At 40.7% G+C, this 25,033-nt stretch carries 28 protein-coding genes; 6 read left to right on the forward strand and 22 right to left on the reverse strand.

Features of this window, described 5'->3' with window-relative positions:
* Positions 1 to 181: 181 nt before the first annotated feature.
* The 4 genes from JVX94_RS07490 to JVX94_RS07505 all read right to left on the reverse strand — a co-directional run bounded on the left by JVX94_RS07490 (position 182) and on the right by JVX94_RS07505 (position 3,462).
* Positions 182 to 850 (reverse strand): potassium channel family protein, encoded by a 669-nt coding sequence (locus JVX94_RS07490; protein ID WP_008345123.1) that lies wholly within the window; start codon positions 848 to 850, stop codon positions 182 to 184.
* Positions 851 to 887: 37 nt separating this feature from the next.
* Entirely contained in the window at positions 888 to 1,724 is an 837-nt protein-coding gene (locus JVX94_RS07495; RefSeq protein WP_205185092.1) for a gamma-glutamylcyclotransferase family protein, read from the reverse strand.
* A 4-nt stretch (positions 1,725 to 1,728) separates the two neighbouring features.
* On the reverse strand, positions 1,729 to 3,039 hold the full coding sequence (locus JVX94_RS07500; protein ID WP_205185094.1) for an ATP-binding protein: 1,311 nt from the start codon (positions 3,037 to 3,039) through the stop codon (positions 1,729 to 1,731).
* A gap of 144 nt (positions 3,040 to 3,183) precedes the next feature.
* A complete protein-coding gene (locus tag JVX94_RS07505; RefSeq protein WP_017359400.1) occupies positions 3,184 to 3,462 on the reverse strand; it encodes a transcriptional regulator AbhA in 279 nt (92 codons plus the stop codon).
* Positions 3,463 to 3,738: 276 nt separating this feature from the next.
* Between JVX94_RS07505 and mreBH the strand changes: the two genes are divergently transcribed.
* The 3 genes from mreBH (at position 3,739) to JVX94_RS07520 (ending at position 6,291) form a co-directional block, all read left to right on the forward strand.
* Positions 3,739 to 4,746 (forward strand): rod-share determining protein MreBH, encoded by a 1,008-nt coding sequence (mreBH, locus tag JVX94_RS07510; protein WP_024424745.1) that lies wholly within the window; start codon positions 3,739 to 3,741, stop codon positions 4,744 to 4,746.
* Between the two features lie 74 nt (positions 4,747 to 4,820).
* A complete protein-coding gene (locus JVX94_RS07515; protein WP_003210922.1) occupies positions 4,821 to 4,952 on the forward strand; it encodes a protein YkpC in 132 nt (43 codons plus the stop codon).
* A 106-nt stretch (positions 4,953 to 5,058) separates the two neighbouring features.
* Positions 5,059 to 6,291, forward strand: coding sequence for an aminopeptidase (locus JVX94_RS07520; protein WP_095408383.1), 1,233 nt, complete (start codon positions 5,059 to 5,061; stop codon positions 6,289 to 6,291).
* A 33-nt stretch (positions 6,292 to 6,324) separates the two neighbouring features.
* Here JVX94_RS07520 and JVX94_RS07525 read toward each other — a convergent pair whose 3' ends face one another.
* Positions 6,325 to 7,944, reverse strand: a complete 1,620-nt coding sequence (locus tag JVX94_RS07525) for an ABC-F family ATP-binding cassette domain-containing protein (protein WP_041084974.1) — start codon at positions 7,942 to 7,944, stop codon at positions 6,325 to 6,327.
* 143 nt (positions 7,945 to 8,087) lie between these two features.
* On the opposite strand from JVX94_RS07525, the gene JVX94_RS07530 reads away from it, so the two are divergent.
* Positions 8,088 to 8,363, forward strand: a complete 276-nt coding sequence (locus JVX94_RS07530; RefSeq protein ID WP_095408381.1) for a hypothetical protein — start codon at positions 8,088 to 8,090, stop codon at positions 8,361 to 8,363.
* Positions 8,364 to 8,426: 63 nt separating this feature from the next.
* Here the strand turns inward: JVX94_RS07530 and lepB are convergent, their stop codons facing one another.
* The 8 genes from lepB to yknW all read right to left on the reverse strand — a co-directional run bounded on the left by lepB (position 8,427) and on the right by yknW (position 16,720).
* Complete coding sequence (lepB, locus tag JVX94_RS07535; protein ID WP_029706712.1) at positions 8,427 to 8,999, reverse strand: signal peptidase I; 573 nt, start codon at positions 8,997 to 8,999, stop codon at positions 8,427 to 8,429.
* A gap of 211 nt (positions 9,000 to 9,210) precedes the next feature.
* Positions 9,211 to 11,103 carry a PTS fructose transporter subunit IIABC gene (locus tag JVX94_RS07540; RefSeq protein ID WP_048238830.1) on the reverse strand — a complete coding sequence of 631 codons (1,893 nt, stop codon included), beginning with the start codon at positions 11,101 to 11,103 and terminating at the stop codon, positions 9,211 to 9,213.
* Positions 11,104 to 11,116: 13 nt separating this feature from the next.
* On the reverse strand, positions 11,117 to 12,028 hold the full coding sequence (pfkB, locus tag JVX94_RS07545) for a 1-phosphofructokinase (RefSeq protein WP_205185097.1): 912 nt from the start codon (positions 12,026 to 12,028) through the stop codon (positions 11,117 to 11,119).
* Complete coding sequence (locus tag JVX94_RS07550) at positions 12,025 to 12,780, reverse strand: DeoR/GlpR family DNA-binding transcription regulator (protein WP_039178192.1); 756 nt, start codon at positions 12,778 to 12,780, stop codon at positions 12,025 to 12,027. Before JVX94_RS07550 ends, pfkB begins: the two co-directional genes overlap by 4 nt.
* 319 nt (positions 12,781 to 13,099) lie before the next feature.
* Positions 13,100 to 14,293 carry an ABC transporter permease gene (locus tag JVX94_RS07555; RefSeq protein ID WP_205185100.1) on the reverse strand — a complete coding sequence of 398 codons (1,194 nt, stop codon included), beginning with the start codon at positions 14,291 to 14,293 and terminating at the stop codon, positions 13,100 to 13,102.
* The gene (locus JVX94_RS07560) at positions 14,280 to 14,981 is read right to left on the reverse strand and encodes an ABC transporter ATP-binding protein (RefSeq protein WP_095408377.1); all 702 of its coding nucleotides are present in this window, start codon (positions 14,979 to 14,981) and stop codon (positions 14,280 to 14,282) included. Before JVX94_RS07560 ends, JVX94_RS07555 begins: the two co-directional genes overlap by 14 nt.
* Positions 14,978 to 16,084: an efflux RND transporter periplasmic adaptor subunit gene (locus JVX94_RS07565; RefSeq protein WP_205185102.1), complete on the reverse strand. Its 1,107-nt coding sequence runs from the start codon at positions 16,082 to 16,084 to the stop codon at positions 14,978 to 14,980. Before JVX94_RS07565 ends, JVX94_RS07560 begins: the two co-directional genes overlap by 4 nt.
* A gap of 9 nt (positions 16,085 to 16,093) precedes the next feature.
* Positions 16,094 to 16,720, reverse strand: a complete 627-nt coding sequence (gene yknW, locus JVX94_RS07570) for a YknW family membrane protein (RefSeq protein ID WP_095408375.1) — start codon at positions 16,718 to 16,720, stop codon at positions 16,094 to 16,096.
* A gap of 517 nt (positions 16,721 to 17,237) precedes the next feature.
* Between yknW and JVX94_RS07575 the strand changes: the two genes are divergently transcribed.
* A complete protein-coding gene (locus JVX94_RS07575) occupies positions 17,238 to 17,615 on the forward strand; it encodes a Rok-like winged helix domain-containing protein (protein ID WP_048238818.1) in 378 nt (125 codons plus the stop codon).
* 47 nt (positions 17,616 to 17,662) lie between these two features.
* On the opposite strand, the gene moaD is transcribed toward JVX94_RS07575, so the two are convergent.
* From moaD to JVX94_RS07605, 6 genes are read right to left on the reverse strand one after another with little or no spacing between them, the layout of a single operon-like run.
* Complete coding sequence (gene moaD / locus JVX94_RS07580) at positions 17,663 to 17,896, reverse strand: molybdopterin converting factor subunit 1 (RefSeq protein ID WP_039178180.1); 234 nt, start codon at positions 17,894 to 17,896, stop codon at positions 17,663 to 17,665.
* Complete coding sequence (locus JVX94_RS07585; RefSeq protein WP_205185104.1) at positions 17,889 to 18,380, reverse strand: molybdenum cofactor biosynthesis protein MoaE; 492 nt, start codon at positions 18,378 to 18,380, stop codon at positions 17,889 to 17,891. The genes moaD and JVX94_RS07585 overlap by 8 nt, the downstream gene beginning before the upstream one ends.
* Positions 18,377 to 18,901: a molybdopterin-guanine dinucleotide biosynthesis protein B gene (gene mobB, locus JVX94_RS07590; RefSeq protein WP_095408683.1), complete on the reverse strand. Its 525-nt coding sequence runs from the start codon at positions 18,899 to 18,901 to the stop codon at positions 18,377 to 18,379. Before mobB ends, JVX94_RS07585 begins: the two co-directional genes overlap by 4 nt.
* Positions 18,883 to 20,160, reverse strand: coding sequence for a molybdopterin molybdotransferase MoeA (locus JVX94_RS07595; protein ID WP_205185107.1), 1,278 nt, complete (start codon positions 20,158 to 20,160; stop codon positions 18,883 to 18,885). Before JVX94_RS07595 ends, mobB begins: the two co-directional genes overlap by 19 nt.
* Before the next feature lie 9 nt (positions 20,161 to 20,169).
* The gene (locus JVX94_RS07600; RefSeq protein ID WP_205185109.1) at positions 20,170 to 21,186 is read right to left on the reverse strand and encodes a thiazole biosynthesis adenylyltransferase ThiF; all 1,017 of its coding nucleotides are present in this window, start codon (positions 21,184 to 21,186) and stop codon (positions 20,170 to 20,172) included.
* 30 nt (positions 21,187 to 21,216) lie between these two features.
* Complete coding sequence (locus tag JVX94_RS07605; protein WP_144470358.1) at positions 21,217 to 21,798, reverse strand: molybdenum cofactor guanylyltransferase; 582 nt, start codon at positions 21,796 to 21,798, stop codon at positions 21,217 to 21,219.
* Positions 21,799 to 21,883: 85 nt separating this feature from the next.
* Between JVX94_RS07605 and JVX94_RS07610 the strand changes: the two genes are divergently transcribed.
* The gene (locus JVX94_RS07610; protein ID WP_095408369.1) at positions 21,884 to 22,801 is read left to right on the forward strand and encodes a coiled-coil domain-containing protein; all 918 of its coding nucleotides are present in this window, start codon (positions 21,884 to 21,886) and stop codon (positions 22,799 to 22,801) included.
* A gap of 46 nt (positions 22,802 to 22,847) precedes the next feature.
* On the opposite strand, the gene rok is transcribed toward JVX94_RS07610, so the two are convergent.
* The 3 genes from rok to ahpA form a co-directional block, all read right to left on the reverse strand.
* The gene (gene rok / locus JVX94_RS07615) at positions 22,848 to 23,420 is read right to left on the reverse strand and encodes a transcriptional regulator Rok (RefSeq protein ID WP_024426871.1); all 573 of its coding nucleotides are present in this window, start codon (positions 23,418 to 23,420) and stop codon (positions 22,848 to 22,850) included.
* A gap of 483 nt (positions 23,421 to 23,903) precedes the next feature.
* Positions 23,904 to 24,362, reverse strand: coding sequence for a TlpA family protein disulfide reductase (locus JVX94_RS07620; protein ID WP_024424727.1), 459 nt, complete (start codon positions 24,360 to 24,362; stop codon positions 23,904 to 23,906).
* An 82-nt stretch (positions 24,363 to 24,444) separates the two neighbouring features.
* Complete coding sequence (gene ahpA, locus JVX94_RS07625; RefSeq protein WP_003211758.1) at positions 24,445 to 24,987, reverse strand: biofilm-specific peroxidase AhpA; 543 nt, start codon at positions 24,985 to 24,987, stop codon at positions 24,445 to 24,447.
* Between the last annotated feature and the right edge of the window lie 46 nt (positions 24,988 to 25,033).

Consider the following 25,033-nt stretch of genomic DNA (forward strand, 5'->3'; position numbering starts at 1 on the left):
AAATCAACCAGATAAAAAGACTGATTTTTATTTCTGAATAGTGGTAATTGCACGAAAAATATGATGATTGATTTTTGCTTTTATTTCAGAACAAACCAGTCCTTTTTAATGTCTTCTTTCCTCTTCACTGTCCACCTCATGTGTACACAATCATATAAAAAAACACCCCGCCTAGGAGTGTTTAATAATCGTTCTGCATTTCACGTTTTTCAAAGCGTCCGATATCGGCAACTGCCCCAATGACAATCAGAATATCTTCTTTTTGAATCATTTCATCTGCGAGCGGTGAAACAATCACTTCTTTTCCGCGCTTTATCGCCACAATATTAATGCCATATCTCGCTCTAATATCGAGATCTAGAAGAGAATGCCCTGCAAGCCTGCTGTTTGCAACGATTTCAATGAGGCTGTACTCATCTGACAGCTCAAGATAATCTAATACGTTGTTGGAGATGATTTTATGTGCAATTCGTCTGCCCATGTCCCGCTCTGGATGAACGATGCGATCAGCTCCAATTTTATTTAGCACCTTTTCATGGTAATCGTTTTGCGCTTTTACTGTGACCATTTTAACGCCAAGCTCTTTCAGCATGATCGTCGTTAAAATACTGGCCTGAATGTTTTCACCAATCGCAACGATGACATGGTCAAAATTGCGAATGCCGAGATTTTTTAAAACAGATTCGTCCGTCGAATCACCAATGACCGCATGTGAGGCAATTTTCGCGTATTCGTTCACTCGATCTTCATTCATATCCATGGCCATGACTTCAAGTCCTTCTTCGCTCAGCGCCTTGCAAATACTTCCGCCAAAGCGTCCAAGACCAATGACTGCATATTCCTTTTTCATGTTCAGACTCCTTTTATCTCACTTACCATGCATTTTACTACGGTTTGATTAATGAATCCATATGCGAGCGAATTTTTTTGCGGAACGCTTCACTTAAGTAAAGATCTGCTCCTTTTTCAATTTCACTGCGGTAATGACCTGGCGGAGCAATTTCTTCGCTCTTTTGAAGAACAAGAAAGGTTAAACAGTCCACATATATTTGATCACCTATTTTGACATCGACAAAAGCTGGACGATATGTGCCCTCATATACACCTTCTCGTTTGTACAAATATCGAATGGCATCAAAAGGAACCTCATATAAAACGCCCTCTGTTTCTCCGCCATCTTCTACCATATCGGCTCTAGATCCATCAGGTCTCACCAATGTAAATCTAGTTGTAAAGCCGTTCAGTGCACCGCCCCCGATAATTTGTTTAAAATAATGATCGACCTCCGCCAGTTTAAATCTTGCATCATCCATACAGGAGCCATAGGCAAAATAATAGAAGGATGCCGGCTTCTGCTGCCACATTCTATATTCCTTCCAGCAGCCGCTCTCGATCTCCTTCAGCGATGATGCTTTCTGCTTTGGTAAAGTGTATGTAATAGCCGCCACCGGCCCTTGGTCTGTCATGACATCGACCACCTGCTTGTCATACCCTTCCTCAAGTAAATCTATCTTATTCAACGTGCTTGTGGTTACCTCGTACAATTCTCCATATACTGTGCCTTTTTCTTCAGGAACGCACGCAGGGTACCCATGACCTGTATCATAGATTCTGCCACTGATCCAAGCTGATTTAGCTAATGGTCTGCTTTCTTTCATATACTTCTCATGGTGCCCTTCATGCTGCAGAAGCGTCCCATATACAAATAAAGCTTTCATTGTCATGAAATCACGCCCTCTCGCCTTGCTGCTGTCTGCTTTTTTGACACACAGGTAAATAGATATGAAAAGCTGTACCTTTACCCAGCTCACTAGACACATCCATTCTACCATGGTGATCTTTTAAAATCGTTGCACAGATGGTGAGACCAAGCCCCGTCCCTTCTGTTTTCGTGGAGAAGAAAGGATCATATATTCTCTGAATATCCTCCTCAGACATCCCTTTTCCTTCATCTTGAATGGTAATTTTCCATTCGTTCATCAATTTTTCTGTTGATATGTATATGCTTCCGCCTTCGGGCATTGCCTCAATGGCATTTTTGATTAAATTAATGAACAGCTGCTTCATTTGGTTAGCGTCTGCTAATATAACACCGGCATCCTGCTTTTTAAAAGGCTGTTTAAGATCAATATTCGAAAGGACTGCATTCGTTTTTAGCAATGTAATGACCTGCTCTAACAATCCATGAAGCTGAACTTCTTGAAAATGGACCGACTGCGGCTTTGCCAGCACAAGCAGCTCACTTAAAACAAAATCAATCCGTTTAATTTCGGAAAAGATAATGTCAAAATAATCGGTTCTTTCAGGATATTGTGTTTTCATCAGCTGCAAAAAGCCGTTTACTGAGGTCAGCGGATTTCTGACTTCATGAGCGATTCCAGCGGCTATTTGTCCTGCAACGGCCAGCTTTTGCGCCTGCATTTGCAATTGTTGATTTGATCTTTCAAGCTCAAGCTTTGCCAGCTTTTGTTTAGTAATATCTGCAACTGTTCCAATGCCTCCAGTAAACTGGTGCTTCTCATCAAAGTAGAGCTTATAATGTACATCTCCCCATACTTTCTTTCCTTCTTTGTGAAGAAGCTGCAGCTCGATCCGTCCTGAATCCTTATGCTCTTGGATGACAGATGACAAATGCTGAATAACTCTTTCTTCTTGATCAAAGTACTGATTGTACATCGTACCTAGACATTCATCTATGTCATAGCCGGTCATTTGTTTCCATGCTTGATTTAAGAAAATGATTTGCCCTTTTTCATTTGTTTCAAAGACGATTTCTTGCAAGTTATCTGTAATTCGATTCAGCCGCTCTGTCAGTTCGTGTGCTTCTTTTTCTCTCTTATTTAGGTCTGACACCAGTAAATTCAAACGGTCTACATAACCTGAGACAACCCAGATCCCTGCTAACACAACAACTGTAAAGGCTAGATCGAGCGGCCAATTAATTTGATAGCCGCCTAGATAATAAAAGAAATCCCAGCTTAAGATTAAGATAAATGCAAGAACAGATAACATGATCCGTACTTGATATGTTTTGTTCAAATGATTCCACCTGCCGCCCTGAGATTCTTTGTCAATTGTACCATTTTCCACTTATTTTTTGAGGGAGATGGGGCATTTTTAAGGAACTTTTTTAAAGAAAAATAGCCTGTTCTCAGCACAAAGGAAGAGAGCAGGCTATTTTGATTACTGCTGAAGAGCTTCTTGCAGCTCTTTTAACAGCAGTTCTGCGCCTTCAGCGCTTAATGTAATTTGACCATTTCCGTATTCATGGTTCTCTGATGTAATCTCACCAGTCATGAGACAAACACCCTCTGGCTGATATTTTTTCAAGACGATTTTATCTCCATCTATAAAAAATTCCATACTGTCTTTAATAGCGATATCAAGTGCTCTTCTCAATTCGATTGGCATGACAATACGCCCTAGTTCGTCTACTTTTCTTACGACTCCGATAGATTTCAATTTCGTTCCCTCTTTCTTTCATTAGCTCAAGATCAATCTGTTTTTCACCAATTGATATATCGTAGACGTAAGAGATTCTTAAAAGGTTTCTCCTCGATAAAAATTTTTTTCATAAAAGAAAAAACAAAGGGAAAATTTATTATGATTGTCAAAATGATACTTGAATTTTACAGATTCATTTCAAGGTCATCACAAACCCCCACAAATGTCATCAACCCTCTGAACTTTTAAATGTAAAATTGTTTAAAACAGCAAAAATAGAGATTGGGTGAAAACATGTTTCAAAATGCCGAAATTGGAATTGATTTAGGAACAGCTAACATATTGGTTTATAGTAAAAATAAGGGAATTATTTTAAATGAACCGTCCGTCGTGGCAGTCGATACAGAAACAAAGACTGTACTTGCCGTCGGATCAGAAGCAAAAGAAATGATCGGGAAAACACCTGGGAAAATTGTTGCGATCCGTCCGATGAAAGACGGTGTCATCGCTGATTATGATATGACAACAGATTTACTTAAACAAATCATGAAAAAAGCAGGAAAAAATATCGGGTTTACCTTCAGAAAGCCAACTGTCGTTGTATGTACACCTTCTGGTTCAACGGCTGTTGAGCGCCGCGCGATCAGCGATGCTGTGAAAAACTGCGGAGCAAAACATGTGCATTTAATTGAAGAACCTGTTGCAGCTGCAATCGGGGCTGATCTTCCGGTAGACGAGCCTGTTGCGAACGTTGTAGTCGATATTGGCGGCGGAACAACAGAAGTTGCGATCATTTCGTTTGGCGGCGTTGTCTCTTGTCATTCGATCCGAATTGGCGGCGATCAGCTGGATGAAGATATCATTACGTTTGTCAGAAAGAAATATAACCTATTAATCGGCGAACGGACTGCCGAGCAGGTGAAAATGGAAATTGGGTATGGTCTTATTGAGCATGAGCCTGAATCATTAGAAGTGCGCGGGCGTGATCTTGTGACAGGTCTGCCAAAAACGATCACACTTGTCTCTCATGAAATTCAAGGCGCCATGCGCGAATCACTTCTTCATATTTTAGAAGCAATTCGTGCTACATTAGAGGACAGCCCTCCAGAGCTAAGCGGGGATATTGTAGACCGCGGCGTTATTTTAACTGGCGGCGGTGCTCTTTTAAATGGAATACAAGAATGGCTTTCTCAAGAGATTGTTGTTCCAGTTCATATTGCAGCCAATCCACTTGAATCTGTTGCAATTGGAACAGGCCGTTCATTAGAAGTGATCGACAAATTGCAAAAAACTTTAAAATAATCTTCTTGTTCTACTTCTTTTTTCGTCATTTCGATCATATTGTGAGAAATGGATAAACGTGAAGGAGGAAGAACATGTTGCTTGATTTAGGTAAACGGGTCGTTGTCACAGTCATTTTAACGGGTATTATTTTAGGAGGAATGAGCTTGTCGTTTTCACATATGCCGCCTTCTAATGCACAGCCTGTGAAACAACTGAACCGCTAAAAAAGCCGCACGAACGCGGCTTTTTTATTTTGGCTTTAAGCGTGCTCCCCATTTTCCTTTTCGGTCTTAAATCTGATATGATGAACATGACTAAAGGAGGGTTTTTATGAGTTCATTTGAAAAACAACTAGATCAATATGCAAAGACCATCGTTGAAGTTGGTGTGAATGTTCAAAAAGAACAAGAAGTCGTCGTATCTGCATCTACTGAATCTGCAGACCTTGTTCGTCTTGTCGCGAAACATGCGTATGAGCGCGGGGCGAAAAATGTACATATCCGCTGGAGTGATGGTATTCTTGCTCGTTTAAAATATGAACATGCACCGCAAGATGTGTTTGAGCAATTCCCAGAATGGGAAGCACAGATGATGGAAACCATCGCAAAACGCGGCGGCGCTTTTATCACGATCTTGTCAGAAAGCCCTGACCTTCTGCGGGGCATTGATTCGAAAAAAATCGCTGCACAGCAAAAAGCCGCTGGATCCGCCCTTCATACATATCGCCAGTACGTTCAATCAGACAAAGTGGCTTGGACGGTCGTAGGCGCTGCATCAAAAGAATGGGCGAAAAAGATTTTCCCTGATCATACAGATGAAGAGGCTGTCACTTTATTGTGGGATCAAATCTTTAAAGTCGCACGCGCTGATCAAGCAGATCCTGTTGAAGCTTGGAAAAATCACGATGCGTCATTAAATGAAAAGGTCAAAATACTCAATGAACGCCACTATCACAAGCTTCATTATGAAGCACCAGGCACAGACTTAACGATCGAGCTTCCAGAGCAGCATATTTGGGTAGGTGCTGGCAGCGTAAGTGAACGCGGCGTCTCCTTCATGGCCAACATGCCGACAGAAGAAGTCTTTACCGTACCGAAAAAAGACGGTGTAAACGGGACAGTCTCAAGCACAAAGCCGCTCAGCTATGCTGGAAACATCATTGATGAATTTTCATTAACCTTTGAAAATGGCCGGATTGTGGATGTGAAAGCAAAAGAAGGCGAAGATATTTTGAAATCTCTCGTTGAAACAGATGAAGGCTCTCATTATCTAGGTGAGGTTGCCCTCGTACCAGATGATTCACCAATTTCTAACTCAAATATTCTTTATTACAATACACTTTACGATGAAAATGCATCAAACCACCTTGCCATCGGCAGTGGATATGCGTTTAATATCGAAGGTGGAAAAGAGATGAAACGAGAAGAATTGGATGCAGCGGGTGTGAACAGCAGTATTACACACGTTGATTTCATGATTGGTTCAAAGGAAATGAATATTGACGGAATCACAAAAGACGGGAAACGCGAACCGATCTTCCGAAATGGAAACTGGGCGATTTAATCAAAAAAGACATCCATAGGATGTCTTTTTTTGTTATGCGTACAGCTCTTCGAGTCTTTTTTGGATATCTTGATCTGATAAGAACTCATCATATGTTGTTTGTTTATCAACGATACCATTTGGCGTCACTTCGATAATCCGGTTTGCGACTGTTTCAACAAACTGATGGTCATGAGATGAGAAGAGCATAGCTCCTTTAAAGCTCATGAGGCCGTTATTCAGCGCTGTAATGGATTCTAGGTCTAAGTGGTTCGTTGGCTCATCCAGCAGCAAAATATTCGCTCCAGACAGCATCATTTTTGATAACATACAACGAACCTTTTCTCCTCCTGATAAGACACTTGCTTTTTTCTTCACTTCTTCCCCAGAGAAAAGCATACGTCCTAAGAAACCACGCAGGAAGCTTTCACTTTGATCATTCGGAGAATATTGACGAAGCCAATCAACAAGATCAACGTCGTTCCCTTCAAAGTATTCACTATTGTCTTTCGGGAAAAAGGCTTGTGACGTTGTGACGCCCCATTTAAATGATCCGCTGTCTGGCTCCATTTCACCAGCAAGGATTTTAAATAAAGTGGACACAGCAAGCTCATTACGGCTTAAGAACGCAATTTTATCTTCGCGATTCATAATAAAGCTGACGTTATCCAGTACTTTTACACCATCAATTGTTTTTGATAGACCTTCTACTTGAAGAACATCATTTCCGATTTCACGCTCTGGCGCAAAATGAACATACGGATATTTACGTGAAGACGGCTTAATGTCGTCTAAAGAGATTTTATCAAGCAATTTCTTTCTTGATGTCGCTTGCTTCGATTTAGAAGCGTTCGCACTAAACCGGGCAACGAATTCTTGAAGCTGCTTAATTTGTTCTTCTTTTTTCTTATTTGCTTCTTGGCTTAGTTTCAGCGCTAACTGGCTGGACTCATACCAAAAATCATAGTTACCGACGTATACTTGGATTTTCCCGAAATCAAGGTCCGCAATATGTGTACATACTTTGTTTAAGAAGTGACGATCATGCGAAACAACGATGACGGTATTTTCAAAGTTAATGAGGAACTCTTCAAGCCACTGGATCGCTTGTAAGTCCAAGTGGTTCGTTGGCTCATCAAGAAGAAGAACGTCAGGCTTACCAAATAAAGCTTGAGCTAAAAGAACTTTTACCTTTTCTGAACCGCCAAGCTCAGACATTTTCTTCGATTGAAGGCTTTCAGGAATGCCAAGACCCTTTAATAGGATCGCTGCTTCACTTTCAGCTTCCCAGCCGTTTAATTCAGCAAACTCACCTTCAAGCTCCGCTGCACGAATCCCGTCTTCATCTGAGAAATCAGGTTTCATATAGATCGCATCTTTCTCCTGCATCACATCATATAGACGTTTGTGACCCATGATGACGACTTTTAACACTTCAAACTCTTCGTATTCAAAGTGGTTCTGTTTTAAAATCGCTAAACGCTCACCAGGACTCATATGAACATCGCCCGTTTGAGCTTCAATTTCTCCAGAAAGAATCTTTAGGAACGTTGATTTACCAGCTCCATTGGCACCAATTAATCCGTAGCAGTTGCCAGGAGTGAATTTAATATTTACTTCTTCAAATAGTTTACGATCAGCAAAGCGCAAACTAACGTTATTTACTGCAATCATTTATTAATCCTCCATCACTCATTCATCATTATGAAGTATAACATGAATAACGCTTGATAGAAACGTCTCTCGCTAAGAACGAAGGCTTTTTGTCTATTATGGTATAATAAACAGGAATGATTGATTGAAGGAGTTCGTGCGATTTGAGATTACTCACACTGATGGAATACTGTTTATTGATTTTCTTTATGGGCATTTATTTATCTGCAACAGGTTTTAATGCGAAGGACTTTGGCCTTTATATTGGGCTTGTCCTCATTTACACACTGGTCCACATCTTTTCCAAACGTTTTTTACAAAAGCGGGGCAAAGAAAATCAAAAGATCGGATTGTTTCGATCCGTTTTAGCCATTACCGGATCTGTGTTCGTTTCTGTTCTTGCGATTGTGATCATTGTTTCAGTGCTCACGCCAAATTAAAAACGACCCTTCTGTAAGGGTCGCTCGTTCAAGTACCTTTCTCTTGCCCACGAGAAGGTGCTTTTATTTTGTCTGTCGAATGTCGCCAAATGGGAAGAAAACAAATTCTGATGTCCCGACAACCCGATCCTTTTCAATGAGGCCAAGTCCATTTCTGCTGTCCATGGAATTCAGTCTGTTGTCCCCCATTACAAAGTAATCGTTTTTCGGTACTTTCACTGGACCAAAATCTCCAGTTAAATGCACTTCATACTCTTTCGCATGCGCCTTGTTCTCTTTTAAATAAGGCTCATCTACTTTTTTACCGTTAATGTAAAGCGTATCATCCTTCATTTCAATCGTATCACCTGGAAGGCCGATCAATCGTTTGACATAATGAATCTTCTGACCATCTTTTCCATTAATAATCACAATGTCACCGCGTTTCACACCACCGAGATAGTTAATGGTTTTGTTGACAAACAGCTTTTCCCCATCATGAAGTGTAGGCTCCATTGACTCTCCTTCCACTACATACGGTTCAAATATAAATGTACGGATGAGCAAGACGAGCGCAAGTGCAATTAAAATGGCTTTGATCCATTCAAACAGTGAACTTTTCTTCTCTGTTTTGGCTTGCTTCGCATCAGATTGAATTTCATTTTCGTTTTGTTTGTTTTCTTCGTTCAAAATACTGCTTCCTCCTAAGACTTTCTACTAAAAGACATAAAACGTGAATTGAATAACTTTACTTTATCATATGTCATTTAAAAATTCACAAGACAACCATCTAATTAGATATTTTTTCCTAATTCACTGATGATTAAACAAAAAGAAGCACCGTTTTTTACGATGCTTCTCTTCTGCATTACGCTTCTTGTTGAACCGGTTTTTTCAAAATACCCAGTAAAATCGCTGTCACAACGGCACCGATTAAGATGCTGATGATATAAAGAACTGGATGATTTGTTACCCAGAAAACAAATAGTCCGCCATGCGGTGCAGGAAGCGTCACTCTAAAGAATTCCGTTAATCCGCCAGCAACTGCTGCACCAATAACAGCTGAAGGAATGACACGAAGAGGATCTGCCGCCGCAAACGGGATCGCCCCTTCCGTGATGAAGGCAGCTCCCATGAAGTAACATGTAATCCCTGCTTCACGGTCACGTTTTGAGAACTTATTTCTAAAGATCGTTGTTGCAAGTGCAATACCTAGTGGTGGAACCATTCCGCCTGCCATAATCGCAGCATGCGGTGCATAGTTGCCAGCAGCAATCATGGCAAGACCAAATGTGTAAGCCGCTTTGTTAATTGGGCCACCCATATCAATTGCCATCATACCAGCTAAAATAATACCCATTAAGACAAGGTTTCCAGTACCTAATGATTCAAGCCAATGTGTTAATCCGTCCATCACCATTTTCACTGGTGTGTTGACAATATAGTGCATGATAATGCCTGTGAAGAAAATACCGAATAATGGATAGAGCAGAACTGGTTTAATCCCGTCGAGTGTCTGCGGTACGAATGTGAATACTTTTTTGAGCAGCACAACGATATAACCAGCTAGGAAACCAGCAATCAGCCCGCCTAGGAACCCTGCACCTGCTGCTGACGCCATAAATCCACCGACCATACCTGGTGCAAAACCTGGGCGATCTGCAATACTCATGGCAATAAATCCAGCTAATACAGCAACGATCAAGGCAAGCGCATTGTCTCCGCCAATTCCTTTTAATACAGCTGCAAATGAATTAAATGAAGGGTCCTTAGGATCTGCTGAGTTAATCCCCCAGAAGAATGAAATTGCAACAAGGATACCGCCTCCGACAACAAATGGAAGCATGTTACTTACACCACTCATTAAGTGCTTGTAAAATCCGCTTCTTCCTTTGCCAGATGATTCATTTTCGTCTTTTGAAGAACTGCCGCCTGAACCTTTATAAATCGGTGCATCTTGATTGATTGCTTTTTCAATCAATTCCTGCGGACGGCGGATACCAGCTGTTACAGGCACTTCAATGACATGTTTGCCTTTAAAGCGTTCCATTTCAACTTGCTTGTCCGCTGCCACAATGATGGCTGGCGCTTCTTCAATTTCTTTTGCTGTAAGGGCATGTTTAATACCACCAGAGCCATTTGTTTCAACTTTAATGTCAATGCCCATTTCTTTTGCTTTTTCTTTTAAAGCATCTGCTGCCATAAATGTATGTGCAATGCCGGTCGGGCAAGCTGTTACTGCTAAAATTTTAGCAGGCTTTCCTTCTGCAGCCGGCTCCTCTTGAACTTCCTCTTCTTCTTCATCGTCTTGATCATGTGTATTGATGATCTCAATGATTTCATCTTCAGTCGCCGCTTCAAGGAGCTGCTTTCGAATTTCTTCACGCATAAGAAGTGTGGATAAACGAGAAAGTGCCTCTAAGTGCGTATTGTTTGCGCCTTCAGTTGCGGCAATCATAAAGACAAGATGACTCGGCTGCGCGTCCAGTGATTCATAATCTACACCAGCAGTTGAGCGGCCAAATGCAATGGCAGGCTCTTTTACACTTGCTGTTTTAGCATGCGGGATGGCAATTCCTTCGCCAATACCGGTAGAGCTCTGTTTTTCACGATTGATCACAGCTTCTTTGTAGCCCTCTTTATCATTTAACTTGCCGGCTGTATCTAAAACAGTGACCAGTTCTTCAATGACTGCTTCTTTCTGCTGGCTGTCTAATTGAAGCTTAATGGTATGCTTCGTGAGTAGTTCTGTAATTTTCATGATGACTCCTCCTTTAAATACGTGTGACTTTTACTTGTGGTAATAGTGTGTCGACAAGCTCTTTTGTGCCAAGCTCCTCAGAAAAAGCTGTTGCGCTTCCTGACGTGACACCAAGCTTAAATGACTCTTCAATTGAAAGACCTTTTGAAACGCCGGCTAAAAACCCTGCAACGACTGAATCCCCTGCTCCAACTGAATTAACGAGCGTTCCCTTTGGAACATTGGACTGATAGATTCCTTCTTTACTGAATAAAAGGGCGCCATCTCCAGCCATAGATACGATGACATGTTCAGCACCTTGTTCTAACAGCTTTTTCCCATAAGGAATTGCTTCTGCTGCTGATGAAATACTCGTCTCAAACATTTCACCCAGCTCATGGTGATTTGGCTTCATTAAGAATGGTTTCATATCTGCTGCTTTTTTTAACGCTTCACCAGAAATATCAAGAACAACTCTTACACCTTGCTCTTTGCAAACTTCAGCAATACGCTCATATGTGTTTTGAGGTAATGAAGAAGGAATGCTGCCAGCTAAAACAACGACATCTCCTTCAGTCAATGAAGAAAATTGAGATAGAAACGACTCAAATTGCGCTTCAGTAATAGATGGGCCGAGTCCGTTGATTTCTGTCTCTTCACCTGTTTTTAGTTTCACATTGATTCTTGTATCTTCTGACACCTCGTGAAAGGCTGTTTGTAATTGTTCGTTCTGTAGAAAATCTTGAATATATTTGCCTGTAAATCCACCAATGAATCCAAGTGCTTTTGATTCAACACCGTGACGTTTTAATAGCCTTGAGACATTGATTCCTTTACCACCTGGATATTTTTGATCATAGGTTGAACGATTTAAACCGCCGACTGCAAAATCCTCCACGTGTACGATGTAATCAACTGATGGGTTTAAAGTAACTGTATAAATCATGTTTTCACTACCTTTATAACCGTTTTTTCATGGTAATTATCGAATGAATCCTCTTTTGCGTCGTTTGTGATAATGGTGGCTTCCTGTAAACTAGCAAAGGTTGAAAACGATATTTCGCCAAACTTCGAGGCATCTGATAAGATATAGGTTTTTTTCGCCTGTTTCATGGCTCTTTTTTTCATGAGCGCTTCTTCTGGATCAGGTGTTGTAAAACCCGCCTCAGGATGAATGCCGTTTGTCCCAACAAAGCTTTTGTCAAAACGATAATTTTCCATCGCTGTCAAAGCTGCGGCTCCCACCATGGCTCCTGTTCGATGTTTCACTGATCCGCCTATCAAGTAAAAGGTAATGCCTTTTCTCATGAGTGCTTCAATGTGCATCACACCGTTTGTCACCACGACAATATCTTGATCTGGATCAATATATTCAATCATTTGCTGTGTGGTTGTACCAGCATCTAAATAAATACAGTCACCTTGTTTTAAAAGAGATGCCGCTGCCTCTGCTACTAATGACTTTTCTTGAAGGTTTTTGGCAGATTTCTCAAATACATCTGGTTCAAGGCGAATACTCGAAATCTTGGCTGCTCCCCCATGAACCCTTTTCAGAAATCCTTTTTCTTCAAGGGCTGATAAATCTCTTCTAATTGTAGATTCAGACGCATCCGTCATCATCGTTAAGTCCTGTATTTTAATGACATCATTTTCTTCTAAGCTGTCGATAATGAGTTGATGTCTTTCTGGTGTTAACACGAAAACACCCCTTTTGAAAACGTATTCATTTTGCGCGCACCTTTATTGTAATCGCTTTTTTCAACATTATCAATACAAAACAATCAAATACATTCAATAACTATCAAAATCTTTCACCATGGTCATCTTACCTTTATATGTACCATTTGTAAACTGAAAAATATGTGACATTAATGATGAAAGTCATGATATTAGCATTTCTATCATTTTTTATTTCATTCAATCGAACTAAAAAAAGCTTTTATGCGATTTGCATAAAAGCTTTTGATGAGTAATGAAGGCAAATGTAAACCGTTTGTATGCATTCTTCTTCTTCGAATTATTCATATCTGAGCGATTCAATGGGATCTAATCTCGCTGCTTTATTCGCAGGAATCAACCCAAAAACAATACCAATGAGCATACTAAACAGTACGCCTCCCGATACTACTTGCCAAGATACGAGTGACGGCCAGCCGGCAAAAAGTGATACTAACGAAGCACCGCCTAAACCAAGTGCGATCCCTATCAGCCCGCCGATGAGTGTTAAAACGACAGACTCAATTAAAAACTGAACGAGAATTTGAGCCCTTGTTGCGCCCATCGCCTTTCGAATACCGATTTCTCTTGTCCTCTCTGTCACAGAAACGAGCATAATATTCATCACACCGATGCCGCCGACAAGTAAAGAGATTCCGGCTATTGAGCCGATGATTGTTGTCATAACGGAGGTTATTTGACCGATTCCTTCTGCGATTTCTTCCATATTGATCATTTCGTAAGCATCTTCTGTATGATGATTTTCATTTAATAAGGCAGCCGCACTTTTTCCTACTTCCTTCATTTGATCCGCATGTGCGATTTGAATAGACAACTTATCATATTCATTCATACCAAATGTGGAAGTGAGCATCGCAAATGGAACATATATTTCATTCATATCAAATGAAAACATCCCTTTCTGTTTTGCTAGAACACCGATGACTTCAACTGGTTGTCCGTTCATCCAAATCAGTTTGCCTAATGCCTTTTGTCCGTTGAATAGTTCTTTTTGTAAGCCATCTGAGATGAGGGCAGCTCTTCTGCCGCTTCTAAAGTCAATATCTCTTAAATTCTGTCCTTCTGCGATTTGTAATGAATGTACATCCGTATACCCTTCATTTATACCGTTAACTGTCGCATCAACTGTCGTATCTTGAAATCTCAGCTGCATTCCTTGTGCAGTCGAGGAGGCGACCTGCTTCACCCCGTTGATTGTCCTAATGCTTTTTATGTCTTCCTCAGTAAATGCGGCTTCGAATAAGGCATTTGGATTTGCATTTAACTCTTCGTCAGAAGGCGTATATGTCATATCAATGGTATTGTTTGGACCTGAAATCGATCCTTTTAACATTTGCTCACCGCCTTGACCAATCGCCACGACTGCAATGACTGATCCAACACCAATAATAATCCCAAGCATCGTTAAAATAGAACGTAATTTATGAGCTAAAACCGAATTCAGCGCTATTTTGATATTTTCAAAGAGTTTCATTCATAGCGTCCCCTTGTATCCATCTATCTTCAACAAGCCGTCCATCTCTCACAACGACCGTCCGATTTGTATACGCAGCTATTTCTTCTTCATGGGTGACAAGCACAATCGTTGTCCCTTCCTCATTCAGCTGTGTAAACTGTTCCATAATTGAGATGCTTGTTTTTGAGTCGAGAGCACCAGTCGGTTCATCTGCTAAAATAAGCTGAGGTTTATTGACAATCGCTCGTGCAATTGCCACCCTTTGCTTTTGTCCTCCTGACAACTCACTTGGCATATGTTTCATTCGATCTGCCAAACCAACCTTTTCAAGTGCCAATTCCGCACGTTCTTTTCTTTCCTTTTGGCTGATCCCAGCGTAAATCATCGGCAGTTCCACATTGCGCCTCGCATTTAACCTTGGCAGCAGGTGAAATTGCTGAAAAACAAATCCGATGGATTGATTTCGAATGACCGCGAGTTCTTGATCCTTTGCTGCTGACAGCTCTGTACCTTGAAAATGATAATGTCCTTTCGTCGGGCGGTCTAAACAGCCAATAATATTCATTAATGTTGACTTTCCAGAGCCGGACGGGCCCATAATGGACATATACTCGCCTTTTTCAATGACAAGATTCATGTCACTTAATACATCAAATGTTTCGTGTGCGACCTCATAGCTTTTTGTCACGTTGGAAAGCTGAATCATTCAGCATTCACTTCCATTCCGTCATACATGTCATCTGTTGGATGAACAATGATTTGATCCTCTGCCTTGACACCTTTTGTCACTTCAAGATCATGACCTGACGTTTCCCCTATGACCACTTTTACTTTTTTCAGTACATTTTTTCGAACAACATAAACGTATTGTCCATCAGTCTCTTTTTTTACTGCTGTTTCAGGAATCGTTTGCGCTTGGCGCTTATCTGTTTCAATTTCCATGATCATTTTAAAACCAGGTTTCGCCTCAGGTTTCTTTCCCTTTATTTCAATTTCAACAGGATATTGAACCGTTTGATCGCTCGAAGTTGATTCAGCTGCTGTCTGGACAGGAACAGCGCCCACTTTTTTCACGACTCCTTGCCAGCTCTTCCCGCGAATGACATCAGACGTTACCTTCACTTTTTGTTTCTTTTTGATTTTTATGGCATCATACTCTGAGATCAAACCCCGCACGATCATTTTTTTCTCATTACCAATATGGATGACCGGCTGCCTTTCTTCCGGCCCCCCTGCCCCGGCCTCTTGCTCAATGGAAATCACTGTTCCATCAATTTTACTATGTACGGTTAAATCTTCTATTTGCGCCTTTACTTTTTCTTGGCTGATCTCTGCTTGCTTTTGTTCTAATTCAGCCGCTTTCATTTCTAATTGAAGCTGATCTCGCTCGCTTTTGGCATTAGCTTCAGATCCGCCTGCTTTTTTCTCATCTAATTCACTCAGCCTATTTTGCAATTGTTCCAGTTTTAATGTACTTGACTCAGCGGCTAGCGCTTGCTGCTGCTCCTCAAGCTCCAGTTCCTTATTTTCATATGTAAGAAGCGGCGTTCCAGCCTTTACCTTTTCCCCTTCTTTCACAGCAATTCCCTTCAATTTCCCCTTTTCCTCTTCTTCATAGATAAACTGCTCTTCAGAGAATGAAAGTGTCCCGGGTGTCATCACCGTAGATGTGATTTCTTTTGACGTGAGTTTGACTGTTTTAATCGCTGCTGTAGAAGCAGGTTTTGCTTGGTTTTTCGCAATATTAAATCCAATAAATAGCCCAATCACAATAATTAAAATAGATCCGATGATGATTTTCTTTCTCATAAAAACCTTCTACCCCCAGCTTACTGATATGTTAATTGCTGTTCCTACATATTGAAAAATTAACGATAAGATATAAAAGACGCCTATAATCACCCAAGAAATTCTCGGTGATATACGCCCCACTTTGATGAATAAAAAGCCTGTTAAAACAAGATTCCAGATCACAAATAGATCAATATTGGCTAACACCGCATGCCATGGACCAGAAATTCGAATGAGCGCGTTTAACGAGGTAACCGTGATGTCTTTTGGAACATGAAAAAAGATTACTGCGAAATGAGAAATAATCGTCCCAATGATCGTAACGGGAGTAATGAACAGGACCGCTGAAAACAGCTGCCGAAATGATGCATCACCTTTCGCTAAAAATACGATGAACTTATATATAGCAGCATTGATGACAATCCCAAAGACCAGACCAATAAGCGTCACCACATAAACAACAGGTACCGGCAAGCTTAAATCTGCCCACATTCCCTTATTTACAAGCTCAGACAAATAAGTCACAACGACTGTTAAAAGAAGTACACAAGATAATGGCCACCAAACAACTGGATTTTCCCATACTCTTTTCAGGTGCTCTGATGGTCTTGTACTCACTCCAATGATCGTAGGTTTTTGCATGTTTTCATTCATCAAATGTCATCCTCTCCATGTCAAACAAGTATGTAAACGCATAATGACGCTCTTTTTCTTTCTATTTTATCAAAAGATTGCCAATAAGTGACCGATCATTTGATTTTCTTATTTTTCTTGAGAAAAATTTTTATCTATTATTCTATTTTCACGAATGAAACTCTTCAAATGCCCCCTTGGTCCAACCATATTCATATCAAGAATCGTGCTTTTATTGAATTCAAAACATTTTATTAAGTAAACAATATGTCTTTCGGAATAAATATCCTTTTCTTTTGGATTCGCATGGTCTTAGATAGACACAACAATTTTTTGTTAAAATAATCCTAGTAATTTCGACAAATCCCGGCTTTATAGGACTATGATTGGTTTCTTTTACAGAACAAATAAGCCTTTAGTATCAATACTTTCATATTAAAAAATTAAAAATAAAAGGATTTTACTTGATCAAAAGTTATTTTTTCATATAATGTAAAATAGAGGTAGGTTAAATGATAGTGGAAATGGAGTCAAGTGAATGTTAAGAGAAAAATTGAAAATGCAATTGATTTTACTGTATGAAAAGGAACAAGAAGCATGGCAATACTTTCGAAAGGAACGAGAATCGATTTATCATGAACTCAAATTACTTGATATGAAAGAAAGCAGACCTTCTAATGACAAAATATACTACGCCGCAAGATGTGTAGATATTATTAAAGAGAAAAAGGGAAGCATTGTGAGCACAAAGGAATTAAAGGAACAGCTTCAAGCCCAAACAGATTTCAATGTGAGACGAATCAGCGAATTGTATGATCTCATTCAGCAGCTCGACCCTCACATTTCTAAAGCAAGAAGGGGATGTTTTATTTACGAAGATCACACCCAAATACCTCTACAAACTTTTCACACATAAAAAATTGGTTACAGCCGGGTGGCCATAACCAAATCCTCTAATATCTATTATCCACCACTTACAGGAGGAATGAGTGCAACAGTGTCCCCGCTACGCACTTCAGCATTTTCCCTCGTATATATTTCGTTGACTGCAACCATCACGTTTTGTGCAGCATCAACACCATATACCTCCTGTAATTCTATTTTAATCTCATCAACCGTTGTTTGATCTTTTTGAATGATGATTTGTTGTTTACCGGCCTTCTCAGCAAGGCCGGCGAACAATAATACATTAATCATGCTGATCACCTTCTTTCTCTGCAAGTTGAAGATTGCTAGGTTTACCTTCTGGATATGAAACCGTTTCAAGCTGATCACCTATCCAGGCCTCTCCGTCTTCCCAATATTCTTTTTTCCAAATGGGAACGATTTCCTTGATTCGTTCAATGGCATACTCATTGGCTTCATAGGCAGCCTTCCTATGAGGAGACGAAACGGCGATCGCAACAGCAATATCCGTTATCTCAAGTGTTCCAATTCGGTGCACAATCGCTGCTTCAGCGTCAGGCCACCGATTCTTTATTTCTTGTCCAATCTGCCTTAGCATGCTTTCTGCCATTGGTATGTATGCTTCGTACGTTAAACGCAATGTTTTCTTGCCATTTGTCCATTCTCTGACCGTCCCGATAAACGTCGTAATCGCTCCTGCCTTTCGTCTTGTCACATGCTGAATCAATTCGTTTACCTCAATCGGCGTTTTTGTTATTTTAAAAAGTTCGCTCAAAACGCGCCGCCTCCCTTCAATAAGTGAAAAGCAAATGTCATCCCGCGCTTATCAAAAGCTGAAAACACAGGAAACGGGTAATTTTTGATTAATTGGTCCTCTTGAGAAAAATAAATAGCTGCTTGTAAATTAGAAAGTGTCGAAAGGTCAATAAGCTCCTCTTCATTCTTTACACAAACGATTTTGCGATAAGGCGCCTGTTTGTACCCCTCTATGAGCACAGCGTCTAACGGAAGATGCTGACACATGTTGAGCAGCTGCTCTAACGTGATGTGCTGCATCGAAAAGTGAAATTCACCCTCTCCTTCAACACCTGCGGCATATGCACCTGCTTGTACATATCGATCGGTATCTTTTTCTTTGAAAAGACGATCTGGTGTCCCGCCATGTCCATGGTGTTTAAAGCAGCCTAGCTTCAGCCCTTCACGTTCAGCCAGCTGACATAGCTTTTCGATCAAGGTAGTCTTGCCGCTATTTTGATAACCGACCACCTGTAATATGCTTAATTTGTCATCCAGCACGAGGAACCACCGCCTTTGTGCTGAAACAGCAGAATATCAACTTGATCACCTGCTTGAAAACCTCTTGTTCCCCCAGGCAGCACGATGAAACAGTCAGCCTCTGCAATAGAGGTCACTGCACTTGATTTATCAAGACCTGTAGGAGTCACACTGATCTGACTGCCAGTGAATTGAAGGGCAGCCCTGACAAATCGAGTGAACGGATTGGCTTTTGGAAAATCATGTGTGAGTTTCGCCTCAGCAAAAGCAGGAAACGGATTTTCTTTCATATACCATTTATAAATGATCGGCTTCACAAATAATTCAAAGCCCACAAAACAGGCAGCAGGATTTCCGGACAGCCCAAACAGCAATTGACCATTTGGCATTACAGCAACAGTCGTCACACTTCCAGGTCTCATGGCTACTTTATTAAACAGGACCTTGGCTCCCAGCTTTTCATAAATGGCAGGCAGAAAGTCAAAATCACCCACTGACACACCGCCTGTTGTGATCAGAATGTCTACCTTACTTATGGCTGCTTTTACTGCATGATAACTTTTGTCAAAATCATCGGAGACTCCGCCTAAATCAAGCGGCTCAGCTCCTGCCTCAAGTACCTGCGCATAGACCGTACTAAGATTACTATTTCTAATCTTGCCGTCCACCATGGCATCACTTACTTGAAGAAGCTCTGTGCCCGTTGAGATAATGCCAATCAACGGTTTTTTGACAACTGGCACTACCGCATATCCGAATGTCGCTAATAGAGCTGTGACGCCAGAAGTGACGTCTGTTCCTTTTTTGACCATCACGTTTCCTTTGAGTACCTCTTCTCCTTGACGAGAAATATTGTCTCCCTTTTTCAGCGGTCTTTTCAGTGACATGAATGATTTGCCGTCTTTTTCGAAAGCCTTCGTCAGTTCGATCATGATGACGACATTTGCTCCATTTGGAATTTTTGCCCCTGTCATAATACGGATAGCCTGAAAGGGACCGATGGTTTTTGCTGAGACCATTCCTGCACCAATATGATCAATGACCTCGAATTCAACTGGATGCGCACTTGACGCTTCTTTTGTATCTTCTGCCCGAAGTGCAAAGCCATCATAAGGAGAACGATCAAATGCCGGAACATCATGGTCTGCCAAAATATCTTCTGCAATAAACCGTCCAAGGCTATCCTTTAAAGGGACCCATTCTATTTCTCCATGTTTTTCGTATTGGTGAACTTTCTTTATGGCCTCTTCTACTGGTATTGGCTGCCGTCTTTCCATCACACTTCACTCCTATATCCCTAGCAGTCTTGCTAGTAATGAATTGGCTTCTTTTTCATCATTTGTCCCATGGATTAATGCACGTCCTCCTTTAAAACAGACCATCCGATAATTTTCGTATCGTACATGGATTAAGAAGTCGTTCACTTCCACCTCACATATAGATGAGAGCCGCTCTTTCATATGCTGAAATGATAGTTTTGCTAAATCCTTTGAAACAATTTGAACGGTGTCACGTCCGCAAAGGACCGTGGATTTTTTACGCTGGTCATGTAAATAAGGATAGGTTCTTACCGTGCCGCAAGTTGGACAGTTCTTTTCTTTAGTGCGAGATAAATCCATTTTAAATGATGTGGACTGCCAAAGATCAAACGTGACAAATTTTCGCTCGATATGCTCTTCATGCCCTGTTAAATATTTGAGTGCCTCTGTTTGCTGATAAGCAGAAACCATTTGAACGGCAGGTGAAATAATCCCCGCTGTATCGCACGTCAAGCCGCCAACGGGCATTGCCGTGAACACACATGATAAACATGGCGTTTTATCTGGCAATATGGTCATATACATCCCCTGACTGCTCACACAAGCGCCATATATCCACGGCGTCTTTGTTTCTAGAGATAAATCATTCATGACCATTCTTGTCTCAAAATTATCAGTTGCATCAATGACGATATCTGCTCTCTGGAATAACGGCCTTAACAGCTCCGCCCCTGCATCTTCAATCAGAGCGTGTATGGTCACTTCATGATTGATCTGCTCGAGACGTTTTTTTGCCGCAGCTGCTTTTGGCACATGTGCCTTTGCATCATGTTCCGTGTACAGCTGCTGCCGCTGTAAATTTGAAAATTCCACATAATCACGATCGACAATCGTCAGCGTACCGATGCCGGACCGGACAAGCCCTTCCGCAGAGGCGGTACCAAGTGCACCTGCTCCAACGATCAGAACATGACTTTCAGCCAGCGCATGCTGTCCTTTTTCCCCAACCGGAGGGAACAAGATTTGTCTTGAATATCGGTCATTCAATGCTGTTCTCTCCTCACCGTTTTTTATGTATCATATCATACCGTTTTCAGGTAAATCGCTTCTTTTATTGATATTACGAAATTCGTCTGATGTCACGTTTAGTTCTTCTTCTGAAACGATGCGCACATGAAGCTTTTGAAGCAAGTCCTTGACGGCAAATTGATTCTCCTTTAAACACGCGCGGATAAACGGCAGAGAACGGCGGTGATAAAGCGCAAATAAAGGCTGTAATCTGCCCTGAACAAGCGGGATGATGGCGTCTGCGTGCTCGCTGCAATAAGACGATAACACTTCCGCTGTTTCCTTCCGTATGAAAGGCATGTCACATGCCGTCACTAAATACCAATCTGCTTCTTGCTTTTGCATCGCCGTATATATGCCAGCAAGTGGTCCGCATCCACGCACCTCGTCATCATCTAACCACACACTTTGTTCACCACTTGCTTTGAAAAAAGAAAGAAGTGATGGATGACTGATGATGACCGTCTGCCCTTCTAAAAGCTGCTCTTTCACATGCTCATATAATGGTTTCCCTTGATACATATGACTTGCTTTTGGCTCTCCAAAGCGTCTGGAAGCTCCTCCAGCTAAAATTACATTCACTACGTGCATCCCCTAAGGCCTCCTTTGACATGGTTGTTCTAATCGCACTCCTTTCGCATACTTTATTGGTAACATGAATAAGGAGGGTCTATCGATGAACAGGCGCAATGCTTCTCCCCTATTCCATGATTTATCTCAAGAGAATTTATACTTAAAAGCTGAAACTGCCAAATATCAACAAATGATCTCTGATTTACAGTCCTCATATACGTATTCTAAAAATAAGAAGTTAACTCAAGAATATCATGAGATGAAAAAGAATTTCACGCAATTAAAACAACAATTGGATGAAATGACCAATGATCAACATGATGCTGCCTCAAAAATACAGAATCTCTCCTACAGCAAATCAGAATTATTACATAAAATTGTCCTTCTTCACGAGATGCTGCAAAAGGAAACCTATCATAGAAGAAAAGAAACCGAAGAAAAACACAGGCTGCATTTGAAAGTTGTCAAATATAAAGAAATCTCCCAACAATTAAATGAACGGATAGAGGATCAAGATAAACGACTTGCAAAAGAGGAGAAAAAAGGAAATACTTTATCCGCTGTGATTGAGAAGCTGCAGCAAACATTGGGGGATAAAAACGCAGATCTCCATGTATTACAGGAAGGCGTCAGACACCTTCAAGAGCGTTTTTATGAAACACAGGAGAAATTACTGCAAATTGAAAAAGCAAAAGAAGCGATTTTTTACGAAACGCTCACAAGCTATCAAAAACAGTTAGCAGAAAGCGAAGAATGGATCGCCTCTCATTTTGCTGATATTGACCAGTCAGCACAAACAAATGCACAGCCATTCTCACGAGACCGCATCCTGCAAACGACAGAAGAAATCGAACCGATCTTGAAGAAACTCAACGAACAAGTTCAAACACTTCAGGAACAAGTCGATGCAGTGCAGCGTAATGGAGAGGTCATGACAGTCAAAATCGACGGCTTCAAAAAACAGCGTGATCACCTGCCTAAGGAACGCAAAATTGTCTATACAGTTGATCAAAAGAAGTAATTCTCGAAATAAAAAACTGCTGGCTTTACGCCCAGCAGTTTTTTATTTATTCGTCTTCTGTTTGAATGTCGCCTTCTAAAATATACTGTCCGCGATAAGGCTTCTTCACTTCAGGGTACATTTTAATTAAACTTTGCATAAACGTTGTCATATTTGGGATTTCAAGACCGCTCTCTTTTTCGATCTCTTTTTGAAGCTCTGAGCTTTTAATCGCTGCATTATGACGCTTTAACGTTTTAATCGCAGCTTCACGAAGCTTCGCTGCCTTTGAACCAGGGCGGGCTGTGCCTCTTCTGCGTCTTGTCGATCCTTCAGGAATACCTACAGGTGCACCGTTTAGCTGTCCTGTTCCTAAAGAAGATGATTGTGGTTGTGCCGGCTGCTGGTAGCTTCTCATTTCTTGCGCAGCAAGCTCAGCTAATACAGGGAGTGAATCCGTCTTTCTCTCTGTACGCACTTCTTTTTTTGTATCTGACACTAGACCTGTTCCTTGACGGTCTAATTCTCTTAATTTTGCATAAATCGCATCTCGCTCAATTTGATATTCACGGATGACCTTTACTTCTGCCTCATTTAATTGTTCCAATCGTAAACGTAACGCTTCCCTCTCATTAAACAATGGATTTCCCCCTCATCATATAAAAAATATTCTATAGTAAATATTAGATTAGAAAACTAATTTTATCAACTATTTTTTTATCATTTTACAGTTTGCTAACAGATAGGTATTTTCAACTAAAATTTTGCCAAAGAGGAAAAATCGGCACCCATTTCATTGCCACTATAGGCTTTTGACAAACCTTAAAATATTGTAAAAAAATTGAATAAACGCTTATACTACTTGATTTATATAGTTATTTACCTAACTGAAATTTCTTTTGTGCAAAAACGTTCTGAATAGTAAAAAGTTAAAATCTTTACATTTTCATTTCAAAACAAAAATGTAAATAGGTCATTATACCTTTTTGTTTCAGGGATATTTTTTAATAAACTCCCTCATTTTCTCTTTTCTTAGGAATAACACCTACATAAAAGCTCGTCCAGTGCAATATGCCGCCTATTTTTGCCCATGAAAAAACCCCCATTAATGGGGGAGAGAAGCCTATTCTGCAGCCTTTTCAGACTCAGAAAGCACTCGGTTGACACGTTTTTCAAGCATTTTCATTCCGCTTCCGCCAGCTTGGAAGTGGCGCAATGCACCTGTTTTATCAAATACATAATATGCGGGTACATATTCGTTTTCAAAGGCTTCTGTTAAGTGATGATCACTGTCCACAAAGATTGGCTGCGTGATTTCATGCTCTTTCGCAACTTCTTTGATTTTTTCTAGATCTAGGTCATCTTCTGAACGAGGCATATGAACTGCCACAACGTTTAGTTGATCCTTGTATTCATCACGGAATTGATTGACTTGAGGCATTGCCTCTTTACAAAGATGACAGCTGACTGACCAGAAATGAATCAATGTTGGTTTGTCACCAATCAAATCTTCTTTTGTTACTTCTCCATTTAACCATTCTTTTGCACCAGTTAGTTCTGGCATTGGTTGACGTAATTTCATTATGAAGCGCCTCCATCCATTGTATGTGTCGAAACAAAAAGGTCTAACATTAGTTAGACCCTCCTGTTTCTTCAGCTATCAATTAAAGTGTTTTTTGTCCAGGTTTCCAGTTCGCTGGGCAAAGTCCACCAGTTTGTAATGCTTGAAGAACACGTAATGTCTCATCTACATCACGACCGATGTTGTTGTGGAATACTGTTTGGTATTGAAGTTCGCCTTCTGGGTTAATGATGAATAAACCGCGAAGAGCAATTCCTTCTTCTTCAATTAAAACGCCGTATTCTCTAGATACTGTGTGGTTTGTATCAGCAGCTAGCGGGTATTTTAATTCTCCTAGACCATTGTCTTTACGGTCTGTATTGATCCAAGCAAGGTGCGTGTGGATTGTATCAGTAGATACACCAATGATTTCTGCATCTAAATCTTCGAACTCATCATAACGATCGCTCATTGCTGTAATTTCAGTTGGGCAAACAAATGTGAAATCCATTGGATAGAAGAAAAGAACTGTCCATTTGTCATTCTTCATGTTTTCCTCTAAACTTACTTTACCAAATTCCTTGTTAGCAAGTACTGCTTCCATTTCAAAACGTGGAGCTTGTTTTCCTACAAAACGCTCTGCCATATGTAAATCCCTCCAAAAAATAATATCTTTATACAGGCTTCTTAGC

It is taken from the genome of Bacillus sp. PDNC022, from assembly GCF_016919285.1.
In the GTDB taxonomy this organism is placed as follows: domain Bacteria; phylum Bacillota; class Bacilli; order Bacillales; family Bacillaceae; genus Bacillus; species Bacillus safensis.

Excerpts from the sequence above, each read along its gene's own strand:
- ahpA (WP_003211758.1), bottom strand. The coding sequence starts at position 24,987 with ATGGCAGAGCGTTTTGTAGGAAAACAAGCTCCACGTTTTGAAATGGAA.
- JVX94_RS07575 (WP_048238818.1), top strand. The coding sequence starts at position 17,238 with ATGTTAAGAGAAAAATTGAAAATGCAATTGATTTTACTGTATGAAAAG.
- JVX94_RS07610 (WP_095408369.1), top strand. The coding sequence starts at position 21,884 with ATGAACAGGCGCAATGCTTCTCCCCTATTCCATGATTTATCTCAAGAG.
- JVX94_RS07540 (WP_048238830.1), bottom strand. The coding sequence starts at position 11,103 with ATGAAAATTACAGAACTACTCACGAAGCATACCATTAAGCTTCAATTA.
- pfkB (WP_205185097.1), bottom strand. The coding sequence starts at position 12,028 with ATGATTTATACAGTTACTTTAAACCCATCAGTTGATTACATCGTACAC.
- JVX94_RS07620 (WP_024424727.1), bottom strand. The coding sequence starts at position 24,362 with ATGAAATTACGTCAACCAATGCCAGAACTAACTGGTGCAAAAGAATGG.
- JVX94_RS07555 (WP_205185100.1), bottom strand. The coding sequence starts at position 14,293 with ATGAAACTCTTTGAAAATATCAAAATAGCGCTGAATTCGGTTTTAGCT.
- moaD (WP_039178180.1), bottom strand. The coding sequence starts at position 17,896 with ATGATTAATGTATTATTGTTCGCCGGCCTTGCTGAGAAGGCCGGTAAA.
- JVX94_RS07520 (WP_095408383.1), top strand. The coding sequence starts at position 5,059 with ATGAGTTCATTTGAAAAACAACTAGATCAATATGCAAAGACCATCGTT.
- mreBH (WP_024424745.1), top strand. The coding sequence starts at position 3,739 with ATGTTTCAAAATGCCGAAATTGGAATTGATTTAGGAACAGCTAACATA.
- JVX94_RS07565 (WP_205185102.1), bottom strand. The coding sequence starts at position 16,084 with ATGAGAAAGAAAATCATCATCGGATCTATTTTAATTATTGTGATTGGG.
- JVX94_RS07560 (WP_095408377.1), bottom strand. The coding sequence starts at position 14,981 with ATGATTCAGCTTTCCAACGTGACAAAAAGCTATGAGGTCGCACACGAA.
- JVX94_RS07490 (WP_008345123.1), bottom strand. The coding sequence starts at position 850 with ATGAAAAAGGAATATGCAGTCATTGGTCTTGGACGCTTTGGCGGAAGT.
- JVX94_RS07515 (WP_003210922.1), top strand. The coding sequence starts at position 4,821 with ATGTTGCTTGATTTAGGTAAACGGGTCGTTGTCACAGTCATTTTAACG.
- JVX94_RS07605 (WP_144470358.1), bottom strand. The coding sequence starts at position 21,798 with ATGCACGTAGTGAATGTAATTTTAGCTGGAGGAGCTTCCAGACGCTTT.
- JVX94_RS07495 (WP_205185092.1), bottom strand. The coding sequence starts at position 1,724 with ATGACAATGAAAGCTTTATTTGTATATGGGACGCTTCTGCAGCATGAA.
- yknW (WP_095408375.1), bottom strand. The coding sequence starts at position 16,720 with ATGAATGAAAACATGCAAAAACCTACGATCATTGGAGTGAGTACAAGA.
- JVX94_RS07525 (WP_041084974.1), bottom strand. The coding sequence starts at position 7,944 with ATGATTGCAGTAAATAACGTTAGTTTGCGCTTTGCTGATCGTAAACTA.